The following is a 25,505-nucleotide window of genomic DNA, read 5'->3' as shown; positions in this document are numbered from 1 at the left end:
CCGAGTCCGAGCGGCACGTGCGTTCGCGCGGGAAACGCCCATCGTGTGTGTGAGGGCTGCTTGGCAAAGCGGCGAATCCGCACAGCGCCCGAAATGTTTCACGTGAAACATTTCGACGATCGCAGGATGCAACCGGCGCCGCCGCAAGCCGAAAGTCGCACAGCCGCCACAAGCCGCAGGCCCCGCCGCCGCAAGCCGCAGGCCCCGCCGGCGCCACAAGCCGCAGCCCCCTTCGCCGTCCGGGACCCCTCGCGAGCAACGCACCCCACCCCGGCAGGGCGTCAGATTTCGCGGATGATCTGGCGGAGCGTCTCCAGCTCCTCGCGCAGCTCGCGGTTCTCCTTCATCTTCTCCTCCACGTTGGTGACCGAGTACATGACGGTGGAGTGGTCTCGGTTGAATTTCTTCCCAATGTCGTTGAAGGGCAGGTCGAGCATCTGCCGGCACAGGTAGATGGCGATCTGGCGCGCATAGATGATGTTGCGCGTGCGCTTCTTTCCCACGAGATCAGCAAGGCTCACCTTGTAAAACGCCCCGACTTCCTTCTGGATGTCCGCAATGGTCAGGCGCTTGGATGGGCCGCCGGAGAAGTGGTTCTCCAGAAGCGACCTTACGTCGCTAAGGTTTAGGTTCGGCTGGTTGAAGAACGTCATCTGGTAGATGACCTTGGTGACGGCGCTTTTCAGCTCGCGGATGTTGGAGCTTGAGCTTTCCGCGATGTACATCTGGATGTCGGCGGGGATGTCGAAGTCGTCCGGGCCTTCGGCTTCGCGGTACTCGTCCACGAAGCTCTTCACGATGCCGAGCTTCGTCTCTATTTCCGGCGGCTGGATGTCGAAGGTGCCGCCGGAGTTGAAGCGGCTCTTGTAGCGCTCGTCGATGTCGATGTTCTTCGGCGCGCGGTCGGCCGACAGCACCACCTGGCGCCCTTGGCTCGTCAGCTTGTTGAATATCTGGAACACGATGTCGAGCGTCTGCTTCTTGCCCTGAAGGTATTGGACATCGTCGATGAGCAGGACATCCGCCTCCTCGTAGCGCGTCTTGAAGTTCTTGTAGCTCGATTTCTCCTTGTCGTGCGCGGCGCTGGCCTCCATGTAGTCGGAGAGGAGTTCGGCGGAGTCCACGTAGATGACGGACAGGTGGGGCATCGTCTCGGTCACGTAGTTTTGTATGGCGCGCATGAGGTGCGTTTTGCCCAACCCCGACTTTCCGTAAATGAACAGGGGGTTCAGATGGGCTTTGCCCGGCATCTCGGCCACCGCCACAGCCATCGAGTACGCCATGCGGTTGGAATCCCCGATGACGAAGTTCTCGAACGTGAGCGTTGACGTGGGGTTTTCGGCGCACGGGCTGCTTTCGTCGGTCGCTGCGGAGTCGTTGGGCTCACGGCGGGCGTCGGCGGTGCGCGGGGCTTCGGCCGAGCCGGATTGCGCAGGCGCGACGCCACCGGCTTCGATCGGGCGGATCGCATCGGGCCGCGTCGCTGCCGCGGCGCCCGCGCGCGCGGCGGCGCCGGTTGCGGGAGAGCCAGAGACGGCGGCGCCCGCAGGGGCGAAGGCGGCGACAGCTGCGGGCGCAGCCGACGCGGCGGTGGGCGCCGGCGCAGCGACGGCGGTGACGGCCGCAGGCGCCGCCCCAGCCGCTGCGGGCGCAGCAGCGGCGGAGGGGCCGCCCGTGTTCGACGCCGTGTCGTCAACCTCGATGATCACGGTGAACGGAACCCGATGCAAATCCTCGAACGCTTGTTTGATAAGCGAGGAATAATGTCGCTCTATCCAGGTTCTAATGAAGTCGTTGTCGGCCGTCAGCATGGCGAACCCTTCGCTCATGGCCTGAAGGCGCAGACGGGAGAAGAACGCGTCTATTTGCGAAGGGTCTGTGCTGTTGTAGCTTTTAACCTGGTTGCACACGTCTTGCCAGGCTTGCTCGAGTGTTTGGCTGTCCATACGCTGCTTTCTTGGCGGGGAACCTCCGTCGGTCGCCGCCCCGCGTGCTTCCGAGGGCCGTCCGGCGTGGGTTCGATTGTATACAAAACCGAATGGTCAGGCAAAGACGTTCACAGGGAACGCGCCACTTGGTATCCCAGATTCGTCAAAACGCGCTTTTGCCCGTGCGTTTTCTCGATGAGGCCGGCTTTCTCGAGCTTGGAGAGCGCCGCGTGCGTGCTCGACGCAGGCGCGCCGGTCAGATGGGCGAGGTCGGTCACCCCCAAAGCCCCTTCGGAGAGGAACAGGGCAAGGAAGTCCCGCTCCCGCTGGGTCAAAGGGGAGGCGAGAGCGGCCGTCGGGTACTGACGGTATGGGTCGTGAGGCGCCGCGGCCACGGGCACGCCTGGCGCGGCGGGGTAGCCGTACCCGGCTCCTGCGGCGGGCATGGCGGGGTAGCCCGACGGCGCGTAGGGGTATGCGGGAGGAGCCTGGTAGGCGGCCGCAGCTGCGGCGGCAGGCGCAACTGCGGCGGCGGGGTAGCCAGCCGCTTGGTAGCTCGGATGCGCGAGGGGGGGCTCCTGGGCTTGGGGCCATGGACCCTCCAGGGGTCCTTGGCCTTGCATGCCGATCCGCTCCATTTCGCCGGGGACCCCTCCGGCCGGTTCCCCAGCTCCGCCCGGAACGTCGGAAGGATGGCGCTCAAGGCTGATGGTCACCACGGATCCGGTCCCAAGGTTGTCCTCTATAGCGATGGTCCCGTGCGAAAAGTCCAGGTACTCCTTCACAATGGGAAGGCCCGACCCCACGCCTCGTATGTAGCGTTTCATCGGCTCGACCGCCGAGGTGAATCCGGGGAGCTGGGCCTTCTCCTTCTGTCGTATCCCCGGCCCCTGGTCGGCGAACCGGATGGTGTTGCCCCCGTCGAGTATCGACACCGTCACTTCGGCGAAGCGCGCGTGGATGAAGTTTTCGGACACCTCCCGGATAACCGTGTAGGGGATGGTGCCGCCGGACGCCTTCGCCTGCTCGTAGACGCTCGAGGCAAGGTTTTCGATGTAGTCCGCGGTGGGCGCCGGGGCGATCTCGGTCACGCGCGGCGCGCTGAGGAGGTCGTCGTAGAGCGCTATTCGCGCCGTCGAGCTCACATGGGCGTAATCGTAGGGGCTTTCACCGTTCTCGGCGGGCGAGGGTGCGGGGTGACCTGCTTGTTCAATCTGGTTGTCCAATGGTGTTCCGTTTTTCAGATCGATTTTTCAGATTCATTCAAAGACTTTCATGAGCATTGTAGCGTTTTTTCACTTGAGAATCTATTCACCTGCGATGTTATAGAGGGGTAATTGGGGAAATCGGACGTTTGCAGAAAAATTCCCCGCTGTTTCACACGGTGTTTTCAAGGTTTTCCACTTTTCATTCAGAAATTGTGGAAAACAACAAGAAACAGGCTGAAAGCGGAAGGGGGAAACGGTGAAAAACCTCCCTCCATTGTTAATACCGTCTTGCCGAAAGGCGGCTTTTCGGAGAATCGGGCGTTCTTGGCTCGCGCCATCGTATGGACGTTCGTTTTGTCGAAGCTTCGGTCGGCCGAACGGGGGAATCCGCTCCCCCTTCGCTTCTTGAAAAGAAAAACACCAGTTCATGCGCATGTTTTTGTTTTCCTCTTTCACTAATGCCTGATGAGCGGCTTGTCAAATTTTTGCAAAATGCATCTTGACAAAACTGTCCTCATGGGGATTTCCACAACGCCTCTCGAATGAAAAAGAAGTTTTCAACATTTTCCACAATGAGCCGATGGAAAAAGACTCCCCGTCGCTTGAATTTCCCTTGTTTTCAGCATCCTCCGCCTTGATTTTCAATGGAGACCCCGATGTTTTTCAGTGTCGGCCGAGGCGAAAGGGAACGCCCGTTTCTCTGGGGCCTATCCAGTCTTCCTGCGATCCAACCCACCGCCCGCTCCACGAGCCCCGCTGCCCGCCTTTCTTCGCACCCCCCTCTGCGTCTCTGCGCTGCCGTGAGGCCCCTGCGAACCTGCTCTGATCACCGTGCGAGTCCACCGCGCCTCTCTGCGCTCCTTCCCTGCGCCCGCCTCCCCTGCGCGCTTGCTCGCCCCCGCCCCCCCGATCCCCTTCGGGCCGTCATGTGCCCCCGTCCCGTGCCAGCCGCGCCCCGTGCCCCCCGACCCCCGCAGCTTGCAGCCCTCTTCCCTCCCCCTTATCCCCAGGTTCTTTGCGTTCTTAGGTATTTTCCTTGACTCGGAGGGAACGTGCGATATACTTTCGAAGTTGCTCTGAACAACGGAAGGGAACAAAACATGAAGCGCACCTATCAGCCGAATACTCGCAAGCGGGCGAAGACCCACGGTTTCCGTGCCCGCATGTCGACCAAGGGTGGCCGCAGGGTTCTGGCCGCGCGCCGCGCGAAGGGCCGCAAGCGCCTGTGCGTGTAGGGGAGACGCGCGATTGGAGACCATCAAGTCCTCCGGGGACATCTCCGATCTGTTTTCCCATGGCAAGCGTTTGCACACGCCTTACCTCACGTTCATAGCGTCACCCACGAAGCAGCACGGCCCGCACGGTCGTGTTGCTTTTATTGCGGGCAAAAAGCTTGGAAACGCGGTGTGGCGCAATGCGGCGAAACGGCGCATGAGGGCCGTCTGCCATGAGTTGGGAGGCCCGTGGGAGGGCTTCGACGTGATATTTCTCGCGAAGTCGGGCGTTTGCAAGGTCTCTTATAGTAAAGTGCTAGCAGTATGCAGCGATACGTTGAAACAAGGCGGGATTCGACGGGGATGACGCGGGCGCAGCGTTTTTCAAGGCTTGCGAGGCAGATGCCATGCAACGTGGCGATGTTTCTCGTAACCTTTTATCGCAGCGCCGTGTCGCCTATGTTTCCCTCGTGTTGCCGGTTCACTCCAACGTGCTCGGAATACGCGCTCGACGCATTTCGGCGTTACGGCTTCGCGAAGGGGTTGAAGCTCACTGTGAAACGCGTGCTTCGCTGTCGTCCGGGCGGGCCTCACGGCTACGACCCGGTCCCTTGACGGCTCTCCGAATGCTTTCGGGGGCTTTCTCCAACACTGAAGGAAGGAACAGCTTAGAATGTGGGATGTAATCAAGGATTGGGTGTTTGAGGTCATCCATTTCTTCTACCAGATGTGCGGCGACTGGGGGCTTGCCATCATCATCGTCACCCTCATTATCCGACTGCTCCTCTTCCCCCTCATGCAGAAGCAGACGAAATCGTCGTACAACATGCAAAAGGTCCAGCCTCTCATGCAGGAGATCCAGCGCAAGTACTCCGACGATCCGCAGCGCATGCAGGAGGAGATGCAGAAGCTGTACGCCGAGGTCAAGTTCAACCCCTTGGCCGGCTGTCTTCCCATGCTCTTGCAGATGCCCGTGTTCATCGCGTTGTTCCAGGTGCTCAGCGAGATGGGCACGCGCACGCAGGGCACCTCCTATGAGTTCTACAACCTGGTGCCCAACCTGGTTATGCGTCCTTCTGAGGCTTTTGCCAGTGGATTTGGAACATTTGTTCCTTATTTGGTGCTGTTGGTGGTGTTCGCGGGCGCGACGTTCCTTCCCATGGTGCTCATGCAGCTGGGGAACAAGGACAACCCCCAGCGCAATCAAACGCTCATCATGTCCGGCGTCATGAGTTTGTTCATGCTGTGGATCGGTTGGGGGTCTCCGGCGGGCGTCCTTCTGTATTGGGGCGTTTCGTCGTTGTTCGGCCTCGCTCAGCAGCAGATCACCATGAGGATGATGAAGAAGAAGGATGCCGAAGAGGCGCAGACCATCGAAGTGAAGCCTATCGAAGTGGAGGTCACGCGCAAGGTGAAGAAGCCTCGTCCCACCAAGAAGAACACGGTGAAGAAAAAGTAGATGCCGCAAAGAGCCTCCGAATGTTTCACGTGAAACATTCGGAGGCTTTCCGTATAGGGTAAAGGAGCGCACCATGGCTGAAGAACATGTCGAAAGGCCCGAGGAAACGCTTGAGAGCGAAAGTGTTGGAACCGATGCGCCAGCCGAGGTCGGGGAATTGAGCGACGAAGAGCTTGATCGCATTGCGGACACGGCGATTGGCGCGTTGCAGGACATTCTCAAGTACTTCGACGTGGGAGAAGTGACCATCGACGAGTACGAGGGGGACGAAGGCGAGCTGATCCTCGACATCACAGGCGATGATCTGGCCGTGCTCATTGGGCGTCATGGCAAAACCCTCGACGCTTTGCAGTTCCTTGTGTCCGCTATCACGGTGCGCACCATCGGGTTCAGGTATCCCGTGATCGTCGATGTCGAAGGGTACAAGGGCCGCCAGCGCGAGAAGCTGGAGTCTATCGCCCGCTCGTCAGCCAATCGGGCGGCCAGCCAGCATCGCAGCATCAAACTGAGGCCCATGACTCCTTACGAGCGTCGTATCGTCCATATCGCTTTGAGGGATGACGACCGAGTGGAGACTGCTTCCGAGGGGGAGGGCAGCGCTCGGCATGTGGTGATTCTCCCTCGTTGACGGATGCTCCGCTTCCGTTGACCCCGTTTGCACGAATGAGAGGCAAGGCCCGCACACCTTGATGCGGGCCTTATTGTTGTCTATTGCTTTGGAATGTTTCACGTGAAACATTCCGTTGCGCGTTTGACGCGCTTGTGATGCCGACAGAAGCCGGGAAGGGGGCTGTTATGAACGACGCGTTGCTGAAAAGGCATTTGGAGTTGGTGATAGAGGCCAACAAGGTGACGAACATAACTCGCATCTCAACATGGGACGAGGGAATGCTTCTTCATGTGGAGGATTCCCTGGTGGGATTGCCGGAGGTTGTTGCAGCGCCGGAGGGACGCTACGTTGACCTTGGCTCGGGCGCCGGGTATCCCGGAATTCCCCTGGCTGTTGAGAGCGGTCGTCGCACGTTGCTGGTGGATTCAGTTGGGAAGAAGACGGCTATTTTGGATTCCATGGTACAAGAGCTGGGTTTGACCAATGTTGAAACCTATACGGGAAGGATCGAGGACCTCGCCAGGGAACAGCCTTGTTCCTTCGCCGTTGCAACGGCAAGGGCTTTGTCTCGTTTGTCCGTGTTGATGGAGCTTGCGTCTCCCCTTTTGATTTTGGGAGGAGTCTTGGTTTGTTACAAAGCGCATGTGGAGGAAGACGAGCTTGAGCACGCGCTGGCTTTGCAGGATCAGACGGGGATGTTTCTTTGCGGAGACAGGGAAGTGGATTTGCAGGGGAGGGAGAGGAGGATCATCTCTTTCAAGAAGAAGGCAGAGCCTTCGATCAACCTTCCCCGCAAAACTGGTTTTGCGCAAAAGCGTCCGCTTTGAGGGGCCTGCGCTTGTTGTTCAGGCGCGTGAGTTAGGTCGCGCTTGCATAGATTGCTTGCCCGGAATGTTTCACGTGAAACATTCCGGGTGAAGATGTCGGGCGAAATACTCTGCCGGCGATGTCCTGCTGGCAGGGAATTTCCCGATAGCGCGAACGTTCCACCACCAGCACATCGCAGAATCACGCCACATCGCAGAATCGCGCCAAACGGATTGCTGAGCTGCCGGCGCCCTGCCGCTTTTCGCCAAACGATCCGAAAACAACTCTCTTCCGGATCGCGCCAAGCGTCCCGTTATCAAGAAGCTGCCAGATCAAACCAAACGCCCTGTCGCCCTCGCTCTGCGCTCTGCGGAATCGCGCCAAACGCCCTTTCGTCCTCGCTCTGCCGGATCGCGCCAAACGCCCTGTCGCCCGCGTTCCTCAGGATCTCACCAAACGCCCTGTCGCCCGCGCTCTGCTGGATCGTGCCAAACGGATCGCCGACAGCGCACTGTTGTCAGCTTCCTGCCAACAGTTCCCCGGCGGCAACACCTTGCCAAAGTTTCATGATTTCTGCTGCAAGATGCGAAACAGGCGGCTTTGAGGACTCTCCACGTCGTTCCTTCTTGCCATCACTTCGTTGTGAATGGTTTCGCACACGCCTTCGAAATTCTCGTACACCTGCTCATTGGTGAACCTCAGCTCTTTTATCTCAAGCATCTCAAGGTATGTTGTCCGTATCCTGTCGTATCGGGCTTGACGTGGCGATGCGTGGGTGTCTCCATCAAGTTCTATGCTGAGCCGAGCTTTCCGGCAGAAGAAGTCCACGATATAAGGGTCTATGACCTTTTGCGCAACGAACGATGTTGGGTAGTGCCGCAAAAAGCCAAGCCAGAGCCGCTTTTCGGCGTACGTCATGGAATTTCTCATAGTTGATGCTCTTTGAGCGAGAATCTGCCTTCTTGTTTGTCCCATTGCCATCTGACGCTCCTTTGAATCGCTAGGCCTGCCCTCTTGTTGTCGTGCTATGGTATACCAAGCTTATTGACAGGGATCTTGCGCGTATCCAGCGAAAATCGTTCCAGTTGTTTCGCATGTCTTACGGGGATCCAATCCGGTTCTTGCCCGCTTCCAGCGCCGTTCCAGCGCTTTTCCAGTGTGTTTCTATCCTCTTCGCAATGGTTTGGACCGGCGAAGAGCGTTTGGCAGGGCAATCGTGCAAACCAGCTTGCTGAAATGTTTCACGTGAAACATTTCGGTTGCTCTATTCGTTTGTTTGCTGATCGAAAGAAGCAAGGGCACCCGGAGGGGTTATCTTGTTGATGGGCCTGTCGATTTGTCGTGAATGTTTCACGTGAAACACAAACAAGGTATACTGTCGTAGCAGTTAGGAAAGGGGGTCCCAGTGGGACTATTCGATGGTCTCAAACGAGACAAAAAACCAGCCGAGACTGTCAAACATGACGAACCAGAGCTTGTTGAGAACGAGATTGAAGATGAAATCTCGATAGATCATATCGAGGTGGTGGAACGCTCGGTTCCTACGAAGGTCGAAGAGACGCCTCCTCCTCCGAAACCCCTTAAATCCTTTAAAGACAAGGCCCCGGTCAGGCATGTGGTGGGGCAAACGAAGGTCATCGCGATTATTAACCAAAAGGGAGGCGTGGGGAAGTCGACCACGGCCATCGATCTTTCCGCAGCGCTCGGAGAGCTTGGAAAGCAGGTTCTCTTGGTTGATTTGGATCCCCAAGGAAACGCCTCAAGCGGTTTGGGCATAGAGAAGAGCCAGGTCAGCAACTGCGTGTACGATGTGCTCCTCAACGACGTCCCCATAGAGGACGTTATCATCCCCGATGTGTACGAGGGTTTGGACGTCGTGCCCGCGACCATAAACCTTGCCGGGGCCGAGGTTGAGCTTGTGTCGGAAATGGCTCGCGAGAATCGGCTCAAGGACGCAGTGGGGAGTTTGAGGGGCAGGTACGACTACATCTTCGTCGATTGTCCCCCATCTTTGGGCCTGTTGACGGTGAACGCGTTGGTTGCCGCCGACAAGCTGCTGATTCCCATCCAATGCGAGTTCTACGCGTTGGAGGGTGTGACAAAACTCCTTGATTCAATGAAACGTGTCAAAACACGCCTCAATCCAACGCTTGATATCTTCGGCGTGCTGCTGACCATGTACGACGGTCGGACCACGTTGTCGCGCCAGGTGGTGAGCGAGGTGAAGAACTATTTCGGCAAGGCTGTGTTCTCCACGCTCATTCCCCGTACAGTCAAGCTGTCGGAAGCGCCCAGTTTCGGACAGCCGATCACACAGTATGATCCAATGGGCAAAGGGGCCCAATCTTATACCGATCTTGCGAAGGAAGTGATACAGCGTGGCTAGGTCGACAAGGGGCGGTTTGGGAAGAGGATTGAATTCGCTGCTGGGAGGAGCATTCGAAGAGGCTGCCCCTGCGGAAAACTCCCAAAAGAGGGTTTTGGTGGAAGATGACGAGGTGCGTGCCGCCCGCAGAGGGCAGGCTTCGGCAGCGAACGCGGCCCCTTCGGTTAATCAAGAAAACCAAAAGGAAGCCGCTGATCAGCCTCGCAGCGAGGAATCCATTGTCGAGGAAGACGGGCAGGTGACCATCAAGAGCGTCATGCAGCGCCATACCGACGAGGTCCCCATTGACTCCGTCAGCCCCAATCCTGATCAGCCGCGCACCAACTTCAAGAAGGATCAGCTGGAAGAGCTTGCCGCCTCCATCGAGAAGGACGGGTTGCTCCAACCTATCTTGGTCAGGCCCATTGGGTATCAGAAGTACCAGATCATAGCCGGGGAGCGCCGGTGGCAGGCGTGCAAGATGGTGGGACTGCCAACGGTTCCGGTGCGCATAAAGGAAGCCGACGACGATCTGGCCCTTGAGCTTGCCTTGGTGGAGAACGTCCAGCGGTCGGACCTGAACCCCATCGAAGAGGCGTACGGGTACCGTCGTATGATGGAGAGACGGAATCTGACCCAGTCTGAAGTGGCGCAGGCGATGTCGAAGGGTCGTTCGACGGTGGCGAACGCCCTTAGGTTGCTCGAACTTCCGGAAGAGGCTCAGCAGCTGCTTTTCGAAGAGAAGATAACCGCCGGCCACGCGCGGGCTATTCTGTCCATTCCCACAAAGGAAGGTCGTCAGAAGCTTGCGGAGAAGATGGTGGCCGACAAACTGACGGTCCGCGAAGCCGAATCTATCGCCCGGCTGCTCTCGGGAAAGCGCGGGGAGAACCAGCAGCCGAAGGCTCCGGTTCCCAAGACGTTCAAAACCGTGGCTCGTGCGCTGAAGGACGTCCTCAATACGAATGTGAAGGTCAAATCCGTCAAGGGAAAGAACAAGATAGAAATAGAGTTCAAGGACGAAGAGGATCTGGAGAGGCTTTTCGAGGAGTTGATAGCCGCCGCATCGTGATGATGCGGAACGGTTGGAATCCGCAGAATGTTTCACGTGAAACATTCTGCGAGAGTGCGGCGTTCCTTTTTTGCCTTGGTCGCTTTGCTGTCGCAGATGAGCGGGCGCGTGTGTGCTAGGAGCGTTCGCTGAGATGGAACTCGCTAAAATGGTGTTCGTATTTGAAAAGGGCTGTGAAAGGCCCTTTTCTTATATGGCATGCGAGAGCGGGAGGAGCGGCCATGGCGGCAACAAAAGCTCGGCAGCTTAGATCATGCTTGGGCTGGATGCACAATAAAACTTGGTGGGTTCCTGGGCTTAGAGGGTGGCTGGCAGGTGACTGGAGCCGGCGGGTAGCTGAGCCCAACAAGCAGTCGGGCTGACGGGAACTGGGTCCAACGGGTGACTGGCGGGTGATTGGGGCCGGCGGGTGGCCGGAACTGGCAAATGGCTGGGCGGAACGGGCGATTCAGCGGGCAATCGAACTCAAAGTATGATCAACACCTGGGGAACGAAAGAGCGCAACGCTCGTCCAACTAGAGGGGGAGAATGTTTCACGTGAAACATTCTCCCCCTCTGTTAATTGCGGCGATACGTGTTTTTCAATTGGCCGCAGGCTCCATGGACGTCCGCGCCGCGGGAATCCCTGATAGTGGTTTCCGTGCCGCTTTTCTGCAATTCGCTCACCCACTCGTTCATCGTCCGCTGCGGACTGGGCTTGAAAGGCGCGCCCGGGACGGGGTTGATGGGGATGAGGTTCACATGGCAGAGCAGACCTGAGCAAAACGACTTCACTTTCGCAAGGTCCTCTGAAGAGTCGTTCACTCCTTTGATCATGAGATACTCAAGCGTGACCCGGCGTTTCGTTTTCCGGATGTAGCGGCGCAGGGCATTTTTCAGGTCGTCCAGCGAAAAAGAGGAGACTTTGGGCATGAGACTGTCGCGCACGGCTTGCGAGGCGGCGTGGAGGGAGACGGCAAGCGTGAACTGCTCAGGCTCGTTGGAAAAGCGATCTATGCCAGGAATGATTCCGCAGGTGGAAACGCTGATATGGCGTGCCCCTATGCCGAGGGCTTTCGGATCGTTGCATATGCGCAGCGCGGCGAGCACGTTGTCGTAATTGAGAAACGGCTCGCCCTGCCCCATTCCCACGATGTTCGTGACGCGGCGGCCGATGTCGTTGCGAACGGCGATCACCTGGTCCACTATCTCTCCCGGAAGGAGGTTGCGAGTCAGCCCCTCTTGGCCGGTCGCGCAAAAAGCGCATTGCATGGTGCAGCCGGCTTGGGTGGAGAAGCATACGGTGAGGCGTTCCTCGTTTCGAGACGGTATGGCCACTGTCTCGACGCACACCCCGTCGTCGTAGGAGAGTAGGTACTTGATAGTTCCGTCTTTCGACGTTCTTTTGTCTTGAATGACAGGGGACCCTAGGGAATAACCCTCCGCAAGGGCGGACCTCAGCTGCAAAGAGAGGTTGGTCATCTGGTCGTACGACGAGGCTCCATGCTTGTAAAGCCATTCGTAAAGCTGCTTTGCCCTGAAAGCGGGTTGACTCAGATCTCTCATCAGCGCTTCAAGCTGAGGGAGAGTGTATGCTTTGATGGATGGTTTCATGGCAGCCATTATACCTGTTTCACGTGAAACATTCCGCAGCACGCGGCAAGTCGTCTTTTGGGATGGGCGGTTTGATATACTGCTTTGGTCCATATCCGGCGAAAGGCGAAAGAAGGGGCCATGGTTGAGGACTTCAATCCTCGGCGGTATCGCGTGGCGGTGCTCGCAGGGGGAAAGAGCGGAGAACGGGAGGTTTCCCTCGCTTCGGGAGAGGGGGCGCTCAAAGCCCTCGAACAAGCGGGATTTAACGGCGTCCTGCTGGATCCCGCCGAGAAAGAGGACCTCAAACGGCTGATGGACGAGCCGTTCGATGTCGCCTTCCTGTGCCTTCATGGAAAATGGGGCGAAGATGGGACCATGCAGGGTTTCCTCGACTTGATCGGCCTGCCGTATACGTGTTCGGGGGTGTGGTCAAGCGCGCTTGCCATGGACAAACCCCAGTCGAAGCGCTATTACCGTGACGAGGGGATACCAACTCCCCCCGCTATCGTGGTGCGCGCGGGGGACCAGACGGACGCAGACGAAGTGTTTTCCCAGCTTGGGCATCGATGCGTGGTGAAGCCGGGTTCTGAAGGAAGCGCTTTGGGCGTGTTTATCGTGGAAGGAAGGGCCTCGTTGGAAGAGGCTCTTGAGAAGGCGCTGGCCTTGGATGACGAGGTTCTGATCGAGCGGTACATCAAGGGAATGGAGCTGACGGTTGCCGTTTTGGGCAACGAGGATCCGGAGGCGCTTCCTGTCATAGAGATAGTTCCCAAAAGCGAGTTTTACGATTTCGAATCGAAATATGCGCCCGGCGGGTCGCAGCATGTGTGCCCGGCCCGATTGTCCGTCGAAGACACCGCGAGGATCCAGGACTTTGCCGTAAGAGCCCACAAGGTTCTCGGATGCAGGGGCGTGTCCCGGTCGGACTTCATCTTGGAAGAAGACGGGTCGTGCTGGATTCTTGAAACCAACACGATTCCCGGTATGACGGAAACGTCGTTGCTGCCCGATGCCGCGCGCGCAGCGGGAATATCGTTTCCGCAATTGTGCACGAAGCTCGTGGAGCTTGCCCTTTCGTAAAAGAAACCTTGCACCCTGGATACGCTGAATGCGTCGAAAAAACAAGGGCCGAATGTTTCACGTGAAACATTCGGCCCTTGAAACGTCCGCAGCGTCGGCCATCCCGCAGCGTCGGCCATCCCGCAGCGTCGGCCATCCCGCAGCGTCGGCCATCCCGCAGCGTCGGCCATCCCGCAGCGTCGGCCGCGTGGCGCCGGGAAACGTCAGAACACTCCGCAGGACTTCAACGCGAACGCCGCAAGCGCCACAAGGGCGAAAATGAACGCCCAACTGGCAACGTAGCATCCCTTGTTTCCCTTGCGACCTTGCTCTATCAGCTTCTCGTTCATCTTGCGGCGGCTTTTCATGATGACCGTTCCCCTCTCCCGCGAAGGAAGGGGGATCGTTTTCTTCGGCTGCCACGTGCCGTTGCTCTGCAAAACGGAATCGACTGCCTGGGTTCCAAGGTCGATGTCGGGCCGAATGCCATCCGAAAGCCGCGCCGATAATCCTTGGACGAACGCGGAGAAAGGCTCGGAGAAGGCGGGATCATAGCAGATGATGGCGGCTTGGCCCCAGTAATGGCCGGGATCAGGGGAATCGGTGAACGCAACGAAAGAAAGGAGCGCCTTCGGATCCCAACCTCGTGCTTTGAAAATGCTCAAACGACGCGAGAGTGCGGCGTCGAAATAGCCCGCAAGGCAACCAAATCGGTTTTTCATCCAGGCGATATCGACTCCATCCTCTTCAATGAACACGATGTCGAAAACGTCTCCAACAAGATTGTCCGCGCCAAGCAGAGCCGCCGCGTCCTTTTTCGACTTCGTTTCGAATCGAGCGTACGTTCCGAAGTACCGTTCCGATTGCATACCGTGCTCCTCCGCTGTTTTTCCTCCGCTGTTGCCGGCGGGCGGCTTCCCTTTTGCGTGCGCCCGCGTATGCGGGCATGTGTTCACCGTGAGGGGATTTGTGTGATTCCATGATAGATGATAGGCTGATTCTTATGGATAAACAACGAATGCTCAACCATGATGCCCTGCAAAGCTTCATAAGCGAAGGCACGCCCAAAGCTGTGAGAGAACGCTACGCCGCGTTGTCCGCGCTTGCCGAGAACGCTGATTTCGGCGATCTTGATCGCAACATCGTCGTGCTCGACACCGAGACCACGGGACTCTCGTTCAACCATGACGAACTCACCCAGATCGCCGCCGCGCGCATGGAACGCGGCGTCATAACGGATTGGTTCGTGACGTTCGTGAACCCTGGCAAGCCCATTCCGGAGGACGTGGCCCGCCTGACCGACATACATGACGAGGATGTGGCTTCCGCCCCTTCTCCGGCTGAAGCGCTGTCGCGTTTGGCCGAGTTCGTTGGGGATGCGACGGTGGTGGCCCATAACATGGAGTTCGACCGCACGTTCACCACGAGGCACGAAGAGGGTTCCCCTTTGCTGTCGTGCACGTGGATAGACTCCCTCGACCTGGCGCGCATCGCGCTGCCACGTTTGAAATCCCACCGGCTGCTTGATTTGGTGAAGGCGTTCGGCGCTCCCCTGTCAACCCATCGCGCGGATGCCGACGTGGCGTCAACCTGCGCCATATTCCGCATTCTGCTTGCAGGGGTGGCTGCCATGCCCCCCTCCCTGGTGCGCGAGATAGCCGGGTTGGCCTCCAAGGACCAATGGTGCTCGCAGGTGGTGTTCGAGAAAATTGCCGCCCTGCAGGAAGATGACGCGTTCCGCGCGCATTTCGCGCATCCGGGTTCGGATGTTTCACGTGAAACATCCGGCGACGGGGAGGAAAATGTTTCACGTGAAACATCCGACGCTGCGCGGAGGTTCTCGCTCAAAGCGCTCAGAAGGGTCCGCTTGACCAAAACGGAGCGCGCCGCGAAGGTGGATGCGGACGACATAGCGTCCGATCCTCAGCGCGAGCTTGTGTTTCCAAGCGACGCCGCCATAGGCGAGGCGTTTTCGGAGAAGGGGCTTGTCGGCTCGCTGTACGAGCGGTTCGAGCCGCGCGCGGAACAGGCGGCCATGGCCGAGGCGGTGAGGAGCGCGTTCGCGTCTTCGGAGAATCTCATGGTCGAAGCGGGAACGGGTGTGGGGAAATCCATGGCGTACCTGGTGCCCTCGGCGCTGACGGCTCAGGCGAACAACATCGCCCTCGGCGTTGCCACGAAAACGAACGCGCTGCTCGACCAGCTGGTGCACCATGAGCTGCCGGCTCTGGCGAAGGCTTTGGCCAAGCTGCGGCCTGAGCGCCATCCTCTGACGTTCGCGCCGCTCAAGGGCTTCTCGCATTATCCGTGCCTCAGGAAGATAGAACGCATCCTGGGCGAGGAAAACCATATGCGCCTGGTGGCGGGAAGGGAGCAGTCGCAAGCTCCGGCGTTGGCCGCTTTGCTGTCGTTCGTGGAGCAGACGGGCTACGACGACATGGACGGCCTCAAGATAGATTACCGCTTGCTGCCGCGCCGCGCCATCACCACGACAAGCCACGATTGCCTGCGGCGCAAGTGCCCGTACTTCGGAACGTCGTGCTTCGTCCACGGCGCGCGTCGCCGCGCGGAGGAGGCGGACATCGTGGTGACGAACCACAGCCTGCTGTTCTGCGACCTTGCGGCAGACGGCGGGCTGCTTCCCCCCATTCGGTATTGGACCGTGGACGAGGCCCACGGCGCCGAGGCCGAGGCCCGCCGGGCGTTTTCGGTGGAGCTGTCGGCTGAGGACATAGTCCACCTTGCCAACCGCGTGGGTTCGGACGAATCTTCTCGAAACGTGTTCGTGCGTGCGGAGCGGCGCGTGGTGGTTCCCGGAAGCGAAGAGGGCACGTCGCTGTTCTACGCCCTTACCGGCAAGGCGCGCGAGGCGGGGAGGATGTATGCCGAAGACGCGCGCGAGTTCAGCGACAGCCTGAAAAGCCTTTTGTTCTTCGACCAGAGCAAGAAAGGCCGAGGCTACGAGACCGTCGAGCTATGGATCAACGACGACATTCGCCACAGCGCGACGTTCGGCCATGTGGCGGAGCTGGGCCGCTCCATGGCGCAAAAAGCGGAGAAACTTGTTACCGCATGTCAAGAGCTTGTGGGCTACTTGGAGGAAGTGGACGGCGTCGCGGAGATACAAAGGGAAGTGGCGGCCTGCGCAATAGAGCTGAAGGAGCAGATAAGCGCGGTGGACATCATATTGAGCGCCGCTCCGGAGGCTTACGCGTACTCCGCAACGCTCAATCGCAAGAAGGATCGCCTGGCCGAAAAGCTGGAAGCGCTGCCCATCAACGTGGGGGACGTGCTCAACGAAACCTTGTACGCGCGCACTCATTCGATTGTGTTCGCTTCCGCCACGCTGGTTGTGAACGGGACGTTCGACTCGTTCGAGCACTCGTTGGGGCTGAACGCATCGGAGTTTTCGCGGTGCCGCGCGCTCAAGCTCGATTCATGCTACGACTTCGACGGACACATGACGGTGTACGTGGCAAACGACATGCCCGAGCCGAACGACCCTTCGTATTTGGAGAGGCTGCAGCGCTTGCTGGTGGATGTCCACCGGGCGCAGCAGGGATCCATGCTGACCCTGTTCACCAACCGCCGCGAGATGGAGCGGTGCTACGACGAGGTCCAACCCCCTCTCAAAGAGGACGACTTGAGGGTTGTGTGCCAGAAATGGGGCGTCTCCGTGAAGGGGCTGCGGGACGACTTTCTGGCGGACGAGCACCTTTCGCTTTTCGCGCTCAAAAGCTTCTGGGAGGGATTCGACGCGCCCGGAGCAACCTTGAAAGGCGTGGTCATCCCCAAGCTGCCGTTTTCGAAGCCGACCGATCCCCTGTCGTGCGAACGCGCGGCGCGGGACGACCAGGCATGGAGGCGCTATGTGCTTCCCGCAGCCATTCTGGAGACGAAGCAGGCGGCCGGGCGGCTCATCCGCACCGCCGACGACACCGGCGTGCTCATTTTGGCCGACAAACGCCTGATCACGAAAAGCTACGGCAAGGCGTTCCTCAACTCCCTGCCCAGCAAGACGATCAAGATCATGACTGCTGCGGAGATAGCGGAAGATCTGCGCAATCGCCGTCTCTGACCGCATGGAGCCAAGGATATGGCGAAGCAAGACGACAAATTCACGCGCGCTGCGCACATCAAAAGACACACGAAGGGCACGTCGAACGAAATATCGTTCAGCGTCCTTGATGCGGCGCGCGAGACGCTCGATGACAAGAGGAATCGCGACGGGGTCGCTTCCCGGTTCGGCAAAATATCCCTGTTCACCCTGCCGGGCAGGAGGAAGAAGCCGTCCGGAACGCCCGTGAAGGAGCAGGGGCTGCCGCTGTCCGACGGGGGTTTCGCGGCGGCGGGAGGAAAAGGCTCGCTTTCCCGATACGATGCGCTCGATTTCGCGTCGTCGGCTGTGGAGGAGGCGAAGGACTCCAAGAGGGGCGACGACCGCATTGAGGGCGGCGCTCTGGCGAACGGTGCCGCCGCTTTGCCTGCGGCCGACAGGTTGAGCGTCGAAGTGGAATCGAGCACCGCGCGGGATATCGGCGCGGCGCTTGTGCAGGAAGTGGCTCCCAGCTTGGGGCGCGCGGGCGACGGGTTGGACGGGCTGGGCGCGCTCGGCGGGCTGGGCGTGCGCGACAACGATGTTTCACGTGAAACATCTCATCCGGCGAAACCGCCGCGCTCCCCCGAAGAGGAAGTGGCTCGGCGCAAGGCACGGCGGCGCCTGAGCAGAATAGCGGCCGCGGTCGTCGTCGTGTCGGTGGTGGCCGCGCTCACAGCCGTAGGGGGCTTCTACCTTTACAAAGAGGTTCGGCACCAAAGGGAGAACGTCAACCTGCTCAACGAGGCCCTGAATTTGGTGAACGAGGCCGACCAAGCCATCATAGAGATGGACGACCTCGTGTCCAATCCGTTCGGAGAGGATTTCGCGAATCGCTGCAAGAAGGTTCAGGCCGGCTTGGAGCAAACGGCGGCGTCCCTGAGCGCTGCGGACGAGAAGGCCCGCGCGGCGTCGATGGAGCTTCGGGACGCGCGCGAGAAGGAGGCGGCGAACCAAACCGTGGCCGCCGTGTCCGCGCGCAAGGAGCTTTTGAACACAGGCGGGCAGTTGTTGGAGGACGCGCAGAGAGCATGGGCCGCATCGGTTTCCCTTGAGGAAGCGTGGGAGGCCGTGCTGGAGGCCGATGCGTTGGCCCGCGACGCGGCCGAACTGGTGACCGACGCAACCGCCGAGAACGTGCAGGCGTCCAAAGACAAGACGAACGAAGCGCTGACCGCGTTTGCAGAGGCCCGCTCCGCTTTGGAGAGCGTGCAGGCGTCTTTCCCCGACGCGGATTTGTCTTCCCTGATGGGGTACGTGGACAAGCGAGTTGAGGCGCTTTCCCACGCCGTTTCCTCCAACGACGCGCTCCTTGCGAAGAACAAGGAGGAGGCAAGCGCCCAAAACGACGCCTACAACGCGGCCGACGCGGAAGCCGTCTCCCTCGCGCGCTCTCTTCCGGCCGATCCGTCGGATATCGTGTTCGAAGCGTACGAGCGCGCCACCGAGCGCTTGTCCGAATCTTATGCAACGGCCCGTTCACAGGCTGGAACGGCCGATGCTTTTATTCGCGATTACTTGGGGGCAGGAAGCAAATAGCGTATACTTGCACTATGTATGCCTTGTTGGAAAAGCCAAGGAACGAAAGGCAAAGCGTATGCCGGAAATAGCAGATCACGTCGCGTACCTGTCCCAGGAAATCGGGCCGCGTCCGGCGGGCACCGAAGAAGAGCAGCAGGCGGCGCTGTATATAACCGAACAAATGCAGAAGGATGCCGGCCTTTCCGCCGTGATTGAGGACTTCAACGGCGCGCCGAACGCCGAGGTGCCCCGCATGATATGCTGCGCATGCTCGGTGCTGGTGGCCCTTGCGTCTTTGTTCCTTCCCGTCATGGGGGTTCCCTCCATCATCGTCTCTTTGGCAGCCGCGCTTCTGTTTGCTGCGGAGGCTTTCGACAGGCCTTTGCTGTCCAGGTTGTTCGAGCGCGGCGTGAGCCAGAACGTCGTGGCCAAGTACGATCCCGGGTACACGCCCGAGGGAACGGGGCCACGGCGCCGCAAAGTGATTTTGGTGGCGCGTTACGACAGTGGAAAAGTGCGTTCTGAACTGGGAGGATCGTTGGTTGGGATCCTCCCTGCGCTGCAGTGGGCCACGCTCGGCGCCATGGTTGGCCTTCCGGTGATCCTGGTTTTGCGCAACGCGGTGTTCCTGAACGCCGAAGGCGCTCTGGCCGTGGTGATGAACGTGCTGACGGTGCTGGCGGTCGTGCTGGCGGCCGTTCCTTTGGCGGTGGGCGTTCTGCATAAGCTCGCTTCGTACAATGAGGCCGCGAACAGCAACGCAGCGGGAACCGCGGTGCTGTTGGAAGTGGCGCGTCGTGTGGGCCGCGGCCGCGTGAGCGAGGCCGAGCTGGCCGAGCGCGAGAACGCCGCCATCCACGGCGAAGAGGCCGCCCGCGCGGCGGGCCTTGTGCCCGAAGGCGCCGATCTGGTGTACGAGGCGCAATCCCTCAAACCGCCCGAGCCCACGCCCCAGACGCCCGAAGCGCGCCTGGCCGCCGCCAAAGCGGCCGTGGCGGCGCTCACCGGCAAGCCGGTCAGCGGCATGGCGGCATCGGACATCGCCCAGAACCTCGTGCAGATCAAAGAGCCTCCCCTTCAGCATCCCTCGGAGGAGGATTTTCGCGAACAGCGCGGGGAGACGTTCGAGGCGTTCTCGACCATTCCTCCCGACACCGTGCAAGCCGCCCTCGCCAACGTGGAGAAGGCGGCCGAAGCGGCGGCTGCGGAGGGGCTTGCGGATGCCGGCGCTTCAGAACAGCCGGTTGCCGGCATTGCTCCGCAACCGATGGTTGAACAGCCGGTTTCCGCAGCCACGCCCTCGGACGGCGTTCCGGACTGGTTCAAGAAGGCCCAAGAGAAGGCCAAGCGTCCTCGGACGGCGGACAAGCCGGTTCAGCGTTCCCGCTACGCAAGCGCTTTGGACGCGGCGGTGGCGGAGAGCGCAGGGCATTTCGCCGAGGCGAATCTGATTGTGGAGCAGCGGCTTGAGCAGGTGCTTGACGAAGGCCGCGAGGAGATACGCGAGATCAAGGCGCCGCAATGGGGGAAGAATCCCGATGTCGCCGATCCGTCGGCCGACCGCGTTGCCTCGCAGGAGGCCGTCGAGCAGGAGCTGGCGGCTGCGTTCTCCGGCGAAAGGGTCCAGGAGGGCGCGTCGAACGCGCAAAACGCGGGCGCGGAAGGGGGAAACGCTTCTGACGGAGAGGCCGCTCCCGGGGCTTTGCCGGCTGTTGCGGCGGCTTCCAACGCCGTTGCCGCGTACGAGGGAACGCACGACGGATCCGATGGATCCGACGAACCCTGGCGGGTTTCGGAGCAGGACGGCGCTGCCGTTGCGGCAGGCCAAGATGGCTCGGGCGATGTTTCGGCCGCAAAACGCGAGGCCGACCCCTTCTCGACCACTGCGATGGCGCCCATCGATGTGAGCACGTTGAACATAGACGACGTTCCCGCCGTGTCCGAGCCGTCGATGCCCGCGTTCCTTGATCCGCGGAAAGTTCGGGAAGAGGCCGAAGCCGCCAGGCAGGACGGCATTCGCACGGGCAACCGCGTAGATGTCACCGACGCGTCCATAGGAGCGAGCGGGCGCATAGAGATGGGCGACGCCCAACCGCGTAAGTCCGCTCGGCAGCCGCAGGTCGACGCCCAGCAGGCGTCGCAGCAGGCGGAAGCCTCGTCGCGCCGTCCCATCGTTCTGCCCGATATAGGCGTATCCGCCGCCAAGCCGGCCCCCATCACCGAGCTGCCCAAGCAGCGCGCTCCTTTGGCCGATGTGGAGAACGCGGGCAAGACCGCCGCGAAAAGCCTGCTCACCATGCTTCCGTCCATCAGCGTGGGCGACGCCTCCAACGAGGTTGCCCCGTCGGATACCGCCGAGAAGCACGACGAGCCCGCAAAGAGGAAATCCTCTTTGCTCGCATCGCTGCCCTCTTTGTCAGGGGCGATCGCGCGGTCGGGCGGTGCTGACAGCAGGAACTCCAACGTCAACGCGGCCGGGGCGTTCGTCCCCGCCGGTGCGACCGGGGCGTTCGCTCCCATCGGCGACGAGTTGCTTGAGAACGTGGATCCCGACGACATCTACGTGGACGATGCGGACGATTCCGCGTACGATGAGAATTTCACCGAGACCGGGGCTTTCGCAGGACCCGGCTACGTGGAGATGCCGAAATCGCGCGTGCGCCGGTTGTTCGACCGGTTCCGTCGCAAGGACAAAGAGGACGAAGCTAGCACCCAGGAATGGCTCGACGTCGACGAATCCTTCGACGCCCGCACGGTGGGTGCGCAGCGCGGTGGTTGGGAGAGCTTCCGCGAAGATGGCGAAGCGGGCGACACTGCCGACATGACCAGGCGCGACGCTTATGAGGAGCCTTACGTTGGCACGGAGATAGACCAATTCGAAGAGGATTCGTTCTACTCCGATGACAAGTATTATCGCCAGGACGCCTACGACGAGGGGGCGTACGACGGCGAGGCGTATAGTGAGGAGTACGACGGCGGAGCGTACGACAATGAGGCGCCTGCCGGCGGAGCGTACGAAGACGAACCCTATGCTCCAACGGATGAGGGATACTCCGCGGACGATGGCCGGCACCGTTGGAACGGAGGCGCGTTCTCGTCCCGCCGAATGGAAAGCGCCGATCTTGACTCCGAGACCCTTGCTGAAGAGTCCGCCCAGGCCGCTTTGCCGGACGCCGAAATCTCTGAGGAGCTTCAGCAGATTTACCAGTTCCGCAACCCCGATGTCAACACCGAGGTGTGGTTTGTGTCCCTAGGCTCGGAATTGGCCCAGAACAGCGGCATGAGGGCGTTTTTGGCCGAGCATCAGCAAGAGTTGCGCGGTGCGATCATCATCGAGCTTGATTCGCTGGGAGCCGGGGATCTGTGCATGATCGAGCAGGAGGGCATGTACAAGCGCGCGAAAACCTCCTCTCGCATGAAGCGCTACATCAAGAAGGCGTCGCAGGCCACTGGATTGAGTGTGGGATCGGCCCGTATCCTGTGGGGCGATAGTTCTGCGTCGTACGCCATCAAGCATGGACAGCAGGCCATGCATCTGGTGGGCATGGCCGGAGGCAAGCCCGCGTTCTTCGCACAGAGCGATGATGTGCTGGAAAACGTGGACGAAGACGTGCTGAACGCGAACGCAGGGTTTGTTATGGAGTTGTTGAAGAATATATAAGGGGTAGGGGGCGAGCTTAGCTGGCGATTCGCAAGCTTGCCCTATAATGCTCTGCCGTGCGTTCTCACGCGCACGGTTCTTATCACGAATAGATGCGAGAGTCGGCTGGTCGCCGGCTTGAGCGCAAGACAGAGAGGTGTTTTTAGCCATGGCCATCGAAGCTTACTGCGTGAAGTGCAAGGCGAAGAAGATCATGAAGGATCCCGTCGAGAGCACGACGAAGAACGGCAAGCCCATCACGAAGGGCAAGTGCCCCGACTGCGGTACCACGATCTGCCGCATTGGCGCTGCGAAGTAGCTTCGCAACCTGGGTGGACCCACAACTTGGCGAACGGCGTCCGTTTCGAACGGACGCCGTTTTTTTGTGCCGAGCATGCGCCGCGCGCGTGCCGAGTGTTTCACGTGAAACATTTTGCAGTGCTTCGAAGATGCTTTGTCGAAGGCGCATAGTCGAAGACGCTTCGATGTTCTGCGTTTCTGCGGCGATTCGGAGTTCCAACAGCGTTCGCATACCTTGGAATGTTTCACGTGAAACATTTTGCGGCGTTTGGGAGAATTCTCGTTTCGGGGGCTTCCTCGTTCTGGAGCTGCCTCTGTGTTTCAGGGTGTTTTGCGGCTCTGCGATATTTCGCGTTTTTGGATTGGCCTTTTGGCAGCGCCCTTTAGGAGTCCTTTCCCGGGAGGGCTTCGAGGGCGTGGGATTCCGGCAGCGCGTTTGCAGCGGGCTTTACGCTTCCGCGTCGCTTCGGCTTTGCATCCGAAATGCCGCCGGTGTCTCGCATGCAGAATGTTTCACGTGAAACATTTTTGCGGCGTTTGGGAGGCTTCCTCGCATTGAGGAGACTCTGGGCCTCGGGGACGCTCGCGATTCAAAGGAGTTCGGTGTTCCCATAACACTTCTACCCCTGCAACATTCGGTGCTCTTATGCGCTGCAGGAAGGTTCCTTCTGCTTCTGCAATGCCTCATTGTTCTTGCGGCGAGTGTGCCTTTCGTTCCCGCGACGTTTCGGCGTCCCTGCGGCGCGCGTTTCCCTCGACAGCACTCCGCATTCTTGCATTCCAATGCTCTTGCGCCGTACATGCTGAATGTTTCACGTGAAACATTCAGCCAAACGGAATTCCAATCCGCATCTAGCGCCTTTTCACCGACGAAGCGTGCAATGAACGCTACCTTGCTGCCCCCGTCGGAGTATCATGATGAGATTATCGTCAGCATGTCCGTTCAATTGCCCAGCCCTTCGTCGCAGGCCGTGCGCGCCTCCGTCGCAGGTGCATAGGGCCTGTTGCTTTGTTCGTTGTTTCAACAGGGAGCCGCGTTCGCGGCGGAAAGGGTTTGCTATGGGAGATGAGAAGAAGATTGCCCTGTATGAGAACTTCAAGGCTGTGAACACCATCGGCATCGACAGCTACGAGCAATATGATGTGAAACGCGGCCTGCGCAACGCCGACGGAACCGGCGTCTTGGCCGGGTTGACGAACATCTCCAATGTTCACGGCTACGTAATTTCCGACAACGAGAAGATCGCAGATGACGGCATGCTGCGATATCGCGGCTACGACATCTGCGACCTGCTGGATGTCGATGACGCCGAACGCCGTTTCAACTACGAAGAAGTGGCGTACCTCCTGCTCATGGGAGAGTTGCCCACACGCGAGCAACTTGATCGGTTCATTGCTGCCCTCGATGCCGAACGAGAGCTGCCCAACGGCTTCACCGCGTCAATGATCATGCGCGACACGCCGCCCGATATCATGAACGTGCTTGCGCGCACCGTCTTGCTGCTTTACGCGTACGACGACAACGCCGAGGACCGGTCGGCCCATCATGAGGTGCATACGGCCATCTCGCTCATCTCCCGTCTTCCGCGCATCATGGTGCTGACCTATTACGCCATGCGTGCCCGTTACAACAACGAATCCATGATCATGCACCGTTTCGTGCCGGGTCAATCCACGGCCGAGACTATTTTGTCCATGTTACGCCCCGATCGTTCGTTCAGGCCGGAAGAAGCGCGGATGCTCGACATCATGCTGTGCCTGCATGCCGAACATGGCGGCGGAAACAACTCAACTTTCGTCACGCGTGTGATGACCTCAGCCGACACCGATCCCTACTCCACCTACGCCGCCGCCATGGGGTCGTTGAAGGGTCGGCGTCATGGCGGGGCGAACCACCAGGCGATAGCCATGCAAAAGGAAATCAAGCAAAATGTGAGCGACTGGTCTGACGAGGGCCAAGTGGCCGACTACCTGGCAAAAATAGTCAACAAGGAGGCATTCGACCGAACAGGACTCGTGTACGGAATGGGCCACGCGGTGTACACAAAATCAGATCCACGCGCCATATTATGTAAGCAATTTGCTGAACGTTTGGCGAAGGGAACGGAATTTGAAGCAGAATTCGAGCTTCTCAAGTCCATCGAACGCCTTACGCCTGAGGTTATTTTGCAGCAAAAGGGCACGAACAAAGACATATGCGCGAATGTGGATATGTATTCAGGATTCGTCTACTCGATGATGGGGATTCCAGAAGACTTGTTTACGCCGCTGTTCGTCTGCGGGCGCATGTCTGGTTGGGCCGCGCATCGCTTCGAGGAGATAGTGTCGGGCAAGCGCATCATTCGGCCGGCGTACAAGTCCGCTCGCAGCGGAAAACGAGCGTATATTCCTCTTGATGAACGCTAGAGCAGGAAACGTTCATAGGGGCGTGCGAATCGGAATGCGTGAGTGCTCCATGCTTGGGTAGCCAGCTGTTTTGAGTTGGCAGAGGCGTAGTTGCTGGTTGCTCACGTTTCCTTGAAATTGGAGGGGCTCAAGGTTTCACGGGAAACATCGAGCCCCTTGTTGTTCCTGCAGTGCAGTCGCGTACGACAAAACTTCCGGTCCTCGGGTCCCCCCCCCCTAGAATGTTTCACGTGAAACATTCTAGG

At 59.5% G+C, this 25,505-nt stretch carries 20 protein-coding genes; 14 read left to right on the top strand and 6 right to left on the bottom strand.

The annotated features are described in order from the left end of the window. Positions 1–281 precede the first annotated feature (281 nt). The 3 genes from dnaA to ACWKY3_RS08650 all read right to left on the bottom strand — a co-directional run bounded on the left by dnaA (position 282) and on the right by ACWKY3_RS08650 (position 3,571). On the bottom strand, positions 282–1,946 hold the full coding sequence (gene dnaA / locus ACWKY3_RS08660) for a chromosomal replication initiator protein DnaA (RefSeq protein WP_449316020.1): 1,665 nt from the start codon (positions 1,944–1,946) through the stop codon (positions 282–284). 110 nt (positions 1,947–2,056) lie between these two features. Continuing rightward, positions 2,057–3,154, bottom strand: a complete 1,098-nt coding sequence (locus ACWKY3_RS08655) for an ATP-binding protein (protein WP_449316019.1) — start codon at positions 3,152–3,154, stop codon at positions 2,057–2,059. 81 nt (positions 3,155–3,235) lie between these two features. Beyond that, positions 3,236–3,571 (bottom strand): hypothetical protein, encoded by a 336-nt coding sequence (locus ACWKY3_RS08650; RefSeq protein WP_449316018.1) that lies wholly within the window; start codon positions 3,569–3,571, stop codon positions 3,236–3,238. Between the two features lie 665 nt (positions 3,572–4,236). Between ACWKY3_RS08650 and rpmH the strand changes: the two genes are divergently transcribed. From rpmH to rsmG, 6 genes are all read left to right on the top strand, one after another. Beyond that, entirely contained in the window at positions 4,237–4,371 is a 135-nt protein-coding gene (gene rpmH, locus ACWKY3_RS08645) for a 50S ribosomal protein L34 (RefSeq protein WP_449316017.1), read from the top strand. Between the two features lie 13 nt (positions 4,372–4,384). Next, positions 4,385–4,717, top strand: coding sequence for a ribonuclease P protein component (gene rnpA, locus ACWKY3_RS08640; protein WP_449316016.1), 333 nt, complete (start codon positions 4,385–4,387; stop codon positions 4,715–4,717). After that, a complete protein-coding gene (yidD, locus tag ACWKY3_RS08635) occupies positions 4,675–4,965 on the top strand; it encodes a membrane protein insertion efficiency factor YidD (RefSeq protein ID WP_449316015.1) in 291 nt (96 codons plus the stop codon). The genes rnpA and yidD overlap by 43 nt, the downstream gene beginning before the upstream one ends. Positions 4,966–5,023: 58 nt before the next feature. Beyond that, a complete protein-coding gene (locus tag ACWKY3_RS08630; RefSeq protein WP_449316014.1) occupies positions 5,024–5,809 on the top strand; it encodes a YidC/Oxa1 family membrane protein insertase in 786 nt (261 codons plus the stop codon). A gap of 73 nt (positions 5,810–5,882) precedes the next feature. After that, the gene (locus ACWKY3_RS08625) at positions 5,883–6,437 is read left to right on the top strand and encodes a Jag family protein (protein WP_449316013.1); all 555 of its coding nucleotides are present in this window, start codon (positions 5,883–5,885) and stop codon (positions 6,435–6,437) included. 167 nt (positions 6,438–6,604) lie between these two features. Further along, positions 6,605–7,246, top strand: a complete 642-nt coding sequence (gene rsmG / locus ACWKY3_RS08620) for a 16S rRNA (guanine(527)-N(7))-methyltransferase RsmG (RefSeq protein WP_449316012.1) — start codon at positions 6,605–6,607, stop codon at positions 7,244–7,246. 544 nt (positions 7,247–7,790) lie between these two features. Here the strand turns inward: rsmG and ACWKY3_RS08615 are convergent. Then, on the bottom strand, positions 7,791–8,207 hold the full coding sequence (locus ACWKY3_RS08615) for an endonuclease domain-containing protein (protein WP_449316011.1): 417 nt from the start codon (positions 8,205–8,207) through the stop codon (positions 7,791–7,793). A 424-nt stretch (positions 8,208–8,631) separates the two neighbouring features. On the opposite strand from ACWKY3_RS08615, the gene ACWKY3_RS08610 reads away from it, so the two are divergent. Beyond that, on the top strand, positions 8,632–9,612 hold the full coding sequence (locus ACWKY3_RS08610) for a ParA family protein (RefSeq protein WP_449316010.1): 981 nt from the start codon (positions 8,632–8,634) through the stop codon (positions 9,610–9,612). Further along, positions 9,605–10,663: a ParB/RepB/Spo0J family partition protein gene (locus tag ACWKY3_RS08605; protein WP_449316009.1), complete on the top strand. Its 1,059-nt coding sequence runs from the start codon at positions 9,605–9,607 to the stop codon at positions 10,661–10,663. Before ACWKY3_RS08610 ends, ACWKY3_RS08605 begins: the two co-directional genes overlap by 8 nt. 558 nt (positions 10,664–11,221) lie before the next feature. Here ACWKY3_RS08605 and rlmN read toward each other — a convergent pair. After that, the gene (gene rlmN, locus ACWKY3_RS08600; RefSeq protein ID WP_449316066.1) at positions 11,222–12,256 is read right to left on the bottom strand and encodes a 23S rRNA (adenine(2503)-C(2))-methyltransferase RlmN; all 1,035 of its coding nucleotides are present in this window, start codon (positions 12,254–12,256) and stop codon (positions 11,222–11,224) included. A gap of 120 nt (positions 12,257–12,376) precedes the next feature. Between rlmN and ACWKY3_RS08595 the strand changes: the two genes are divergently transcribed. Then, the gene (locus ACWKY3_RS08595) at positions 12,377–13,318 is read left to right on the top strand and encodes a D-alanine--D-alanine ligase family protein (protein WP_449316008.1); all 942 of its coding nucleotides are present in this window, start codon (positions 12,377–12,379) and stop codon (positions 13,316–13,318) included. A gap of 203 nt (positions 13,319–13,521) precedes the next feature. Here the strand turns inward: ACWKY3_RS08595 and ACWKY3_RS08590 are convergent, their stop codons facing one another. Continuing rightward, positions 13,522–14,166 carry a hypothetical protein gene (locus tag ACWKY3_RS08590; protein WP_449316007.1) on the bottom strand — a complete coding sequence of 215 codons (645 nt, stop codon included), beginning with the start codon at positions 14,164–14,166 and terminating at the stop codon, positions 13,522–13,524. Positions 14,167–14,300: 134 nt separating this feature from the next. Here ACWKY3_RS08590 and ACWKY3_RS08585 point away from each other — a divergent pair, with 134 nt between their 5' ends. The 5 genes from ACWKY3_RS08585 to ACWKY3_RS08565 all read left to right on the top strand — a co-directional run bounded on the left by ACWKY3_RS08585 (position 14,301) and on the right by ACWKY3_RS08565 (position 25,260). Further along, positions 14,301–17,375, top strand: a complete 3,075-nt coding sequence (locus ACWKY3_RS08585; RefSeq protein WP_449316006.1) for a helicase C-terminal domain-containing protein — start codon at positions 14,301–14,303, stop codon at positions 17,373–17,375. 18 nt (positions 17,376–17,393) lie between these two features. Next, on the top strand, positions 17,394–18,932 hold the full coding sequence (locus tag ACWKY3_RS08580) for a hypothetical protein (RefSeq protein ID WP_449316005.1): 1,539 nt from the start codon (positions 17,394–17,396) through the stop codon (positions 18,930–18,932). Positions 18,933–18,990: 58 nt separating this feature from the next. Beyond that, the gene (locus tag ACWKY3_RS08575) at positions 18,991–22,575 is read left to right on the top strand and encodes an aminopeptidase (RefSeq protein ID WP_449316004.1); all 3,585 of its coding nucleotides are present in this window, start codon (positions 18,991–18,993) and stop codon (positions 22,573–22,575) included. Positions 22,576–22,723: 148 nt separating this feature from the next. Beyond that, on the top strand, positions 22,724–22,873 hold the full coding sequence (locus ACWKY3_RS08570) for a DUF5679 domain-containing protein (protein ID WP_169999052.1): 150 nt from the start codon (positions 22,724–22,726) through the stop codon (positions 22,871–22,873). A gap of 1,040 nt (positions 22,874–23,913) precedes the next feature. Further along, positions 23,914–25,260 carry a citrate/2-methylcitrate synthase gene (locus tag ACWKY3_RS08565; protein ID WP_449316003.1) on the top strand — a complete coding sequence of 449 codons (1,347 nt, stop codon included), beginning with the start codon at positions 23,914–23,916 and terminating at the stop codon, positions 25,258–25,260. Positions 25,261–25,505: the final 245 nt, after the last annotated feature.

The organism is Rubneribacter sp. (assembly GCF_965361815.1).
This window is presented reverse-complemented; position numbering and strand designations above follow the sequence as displayed.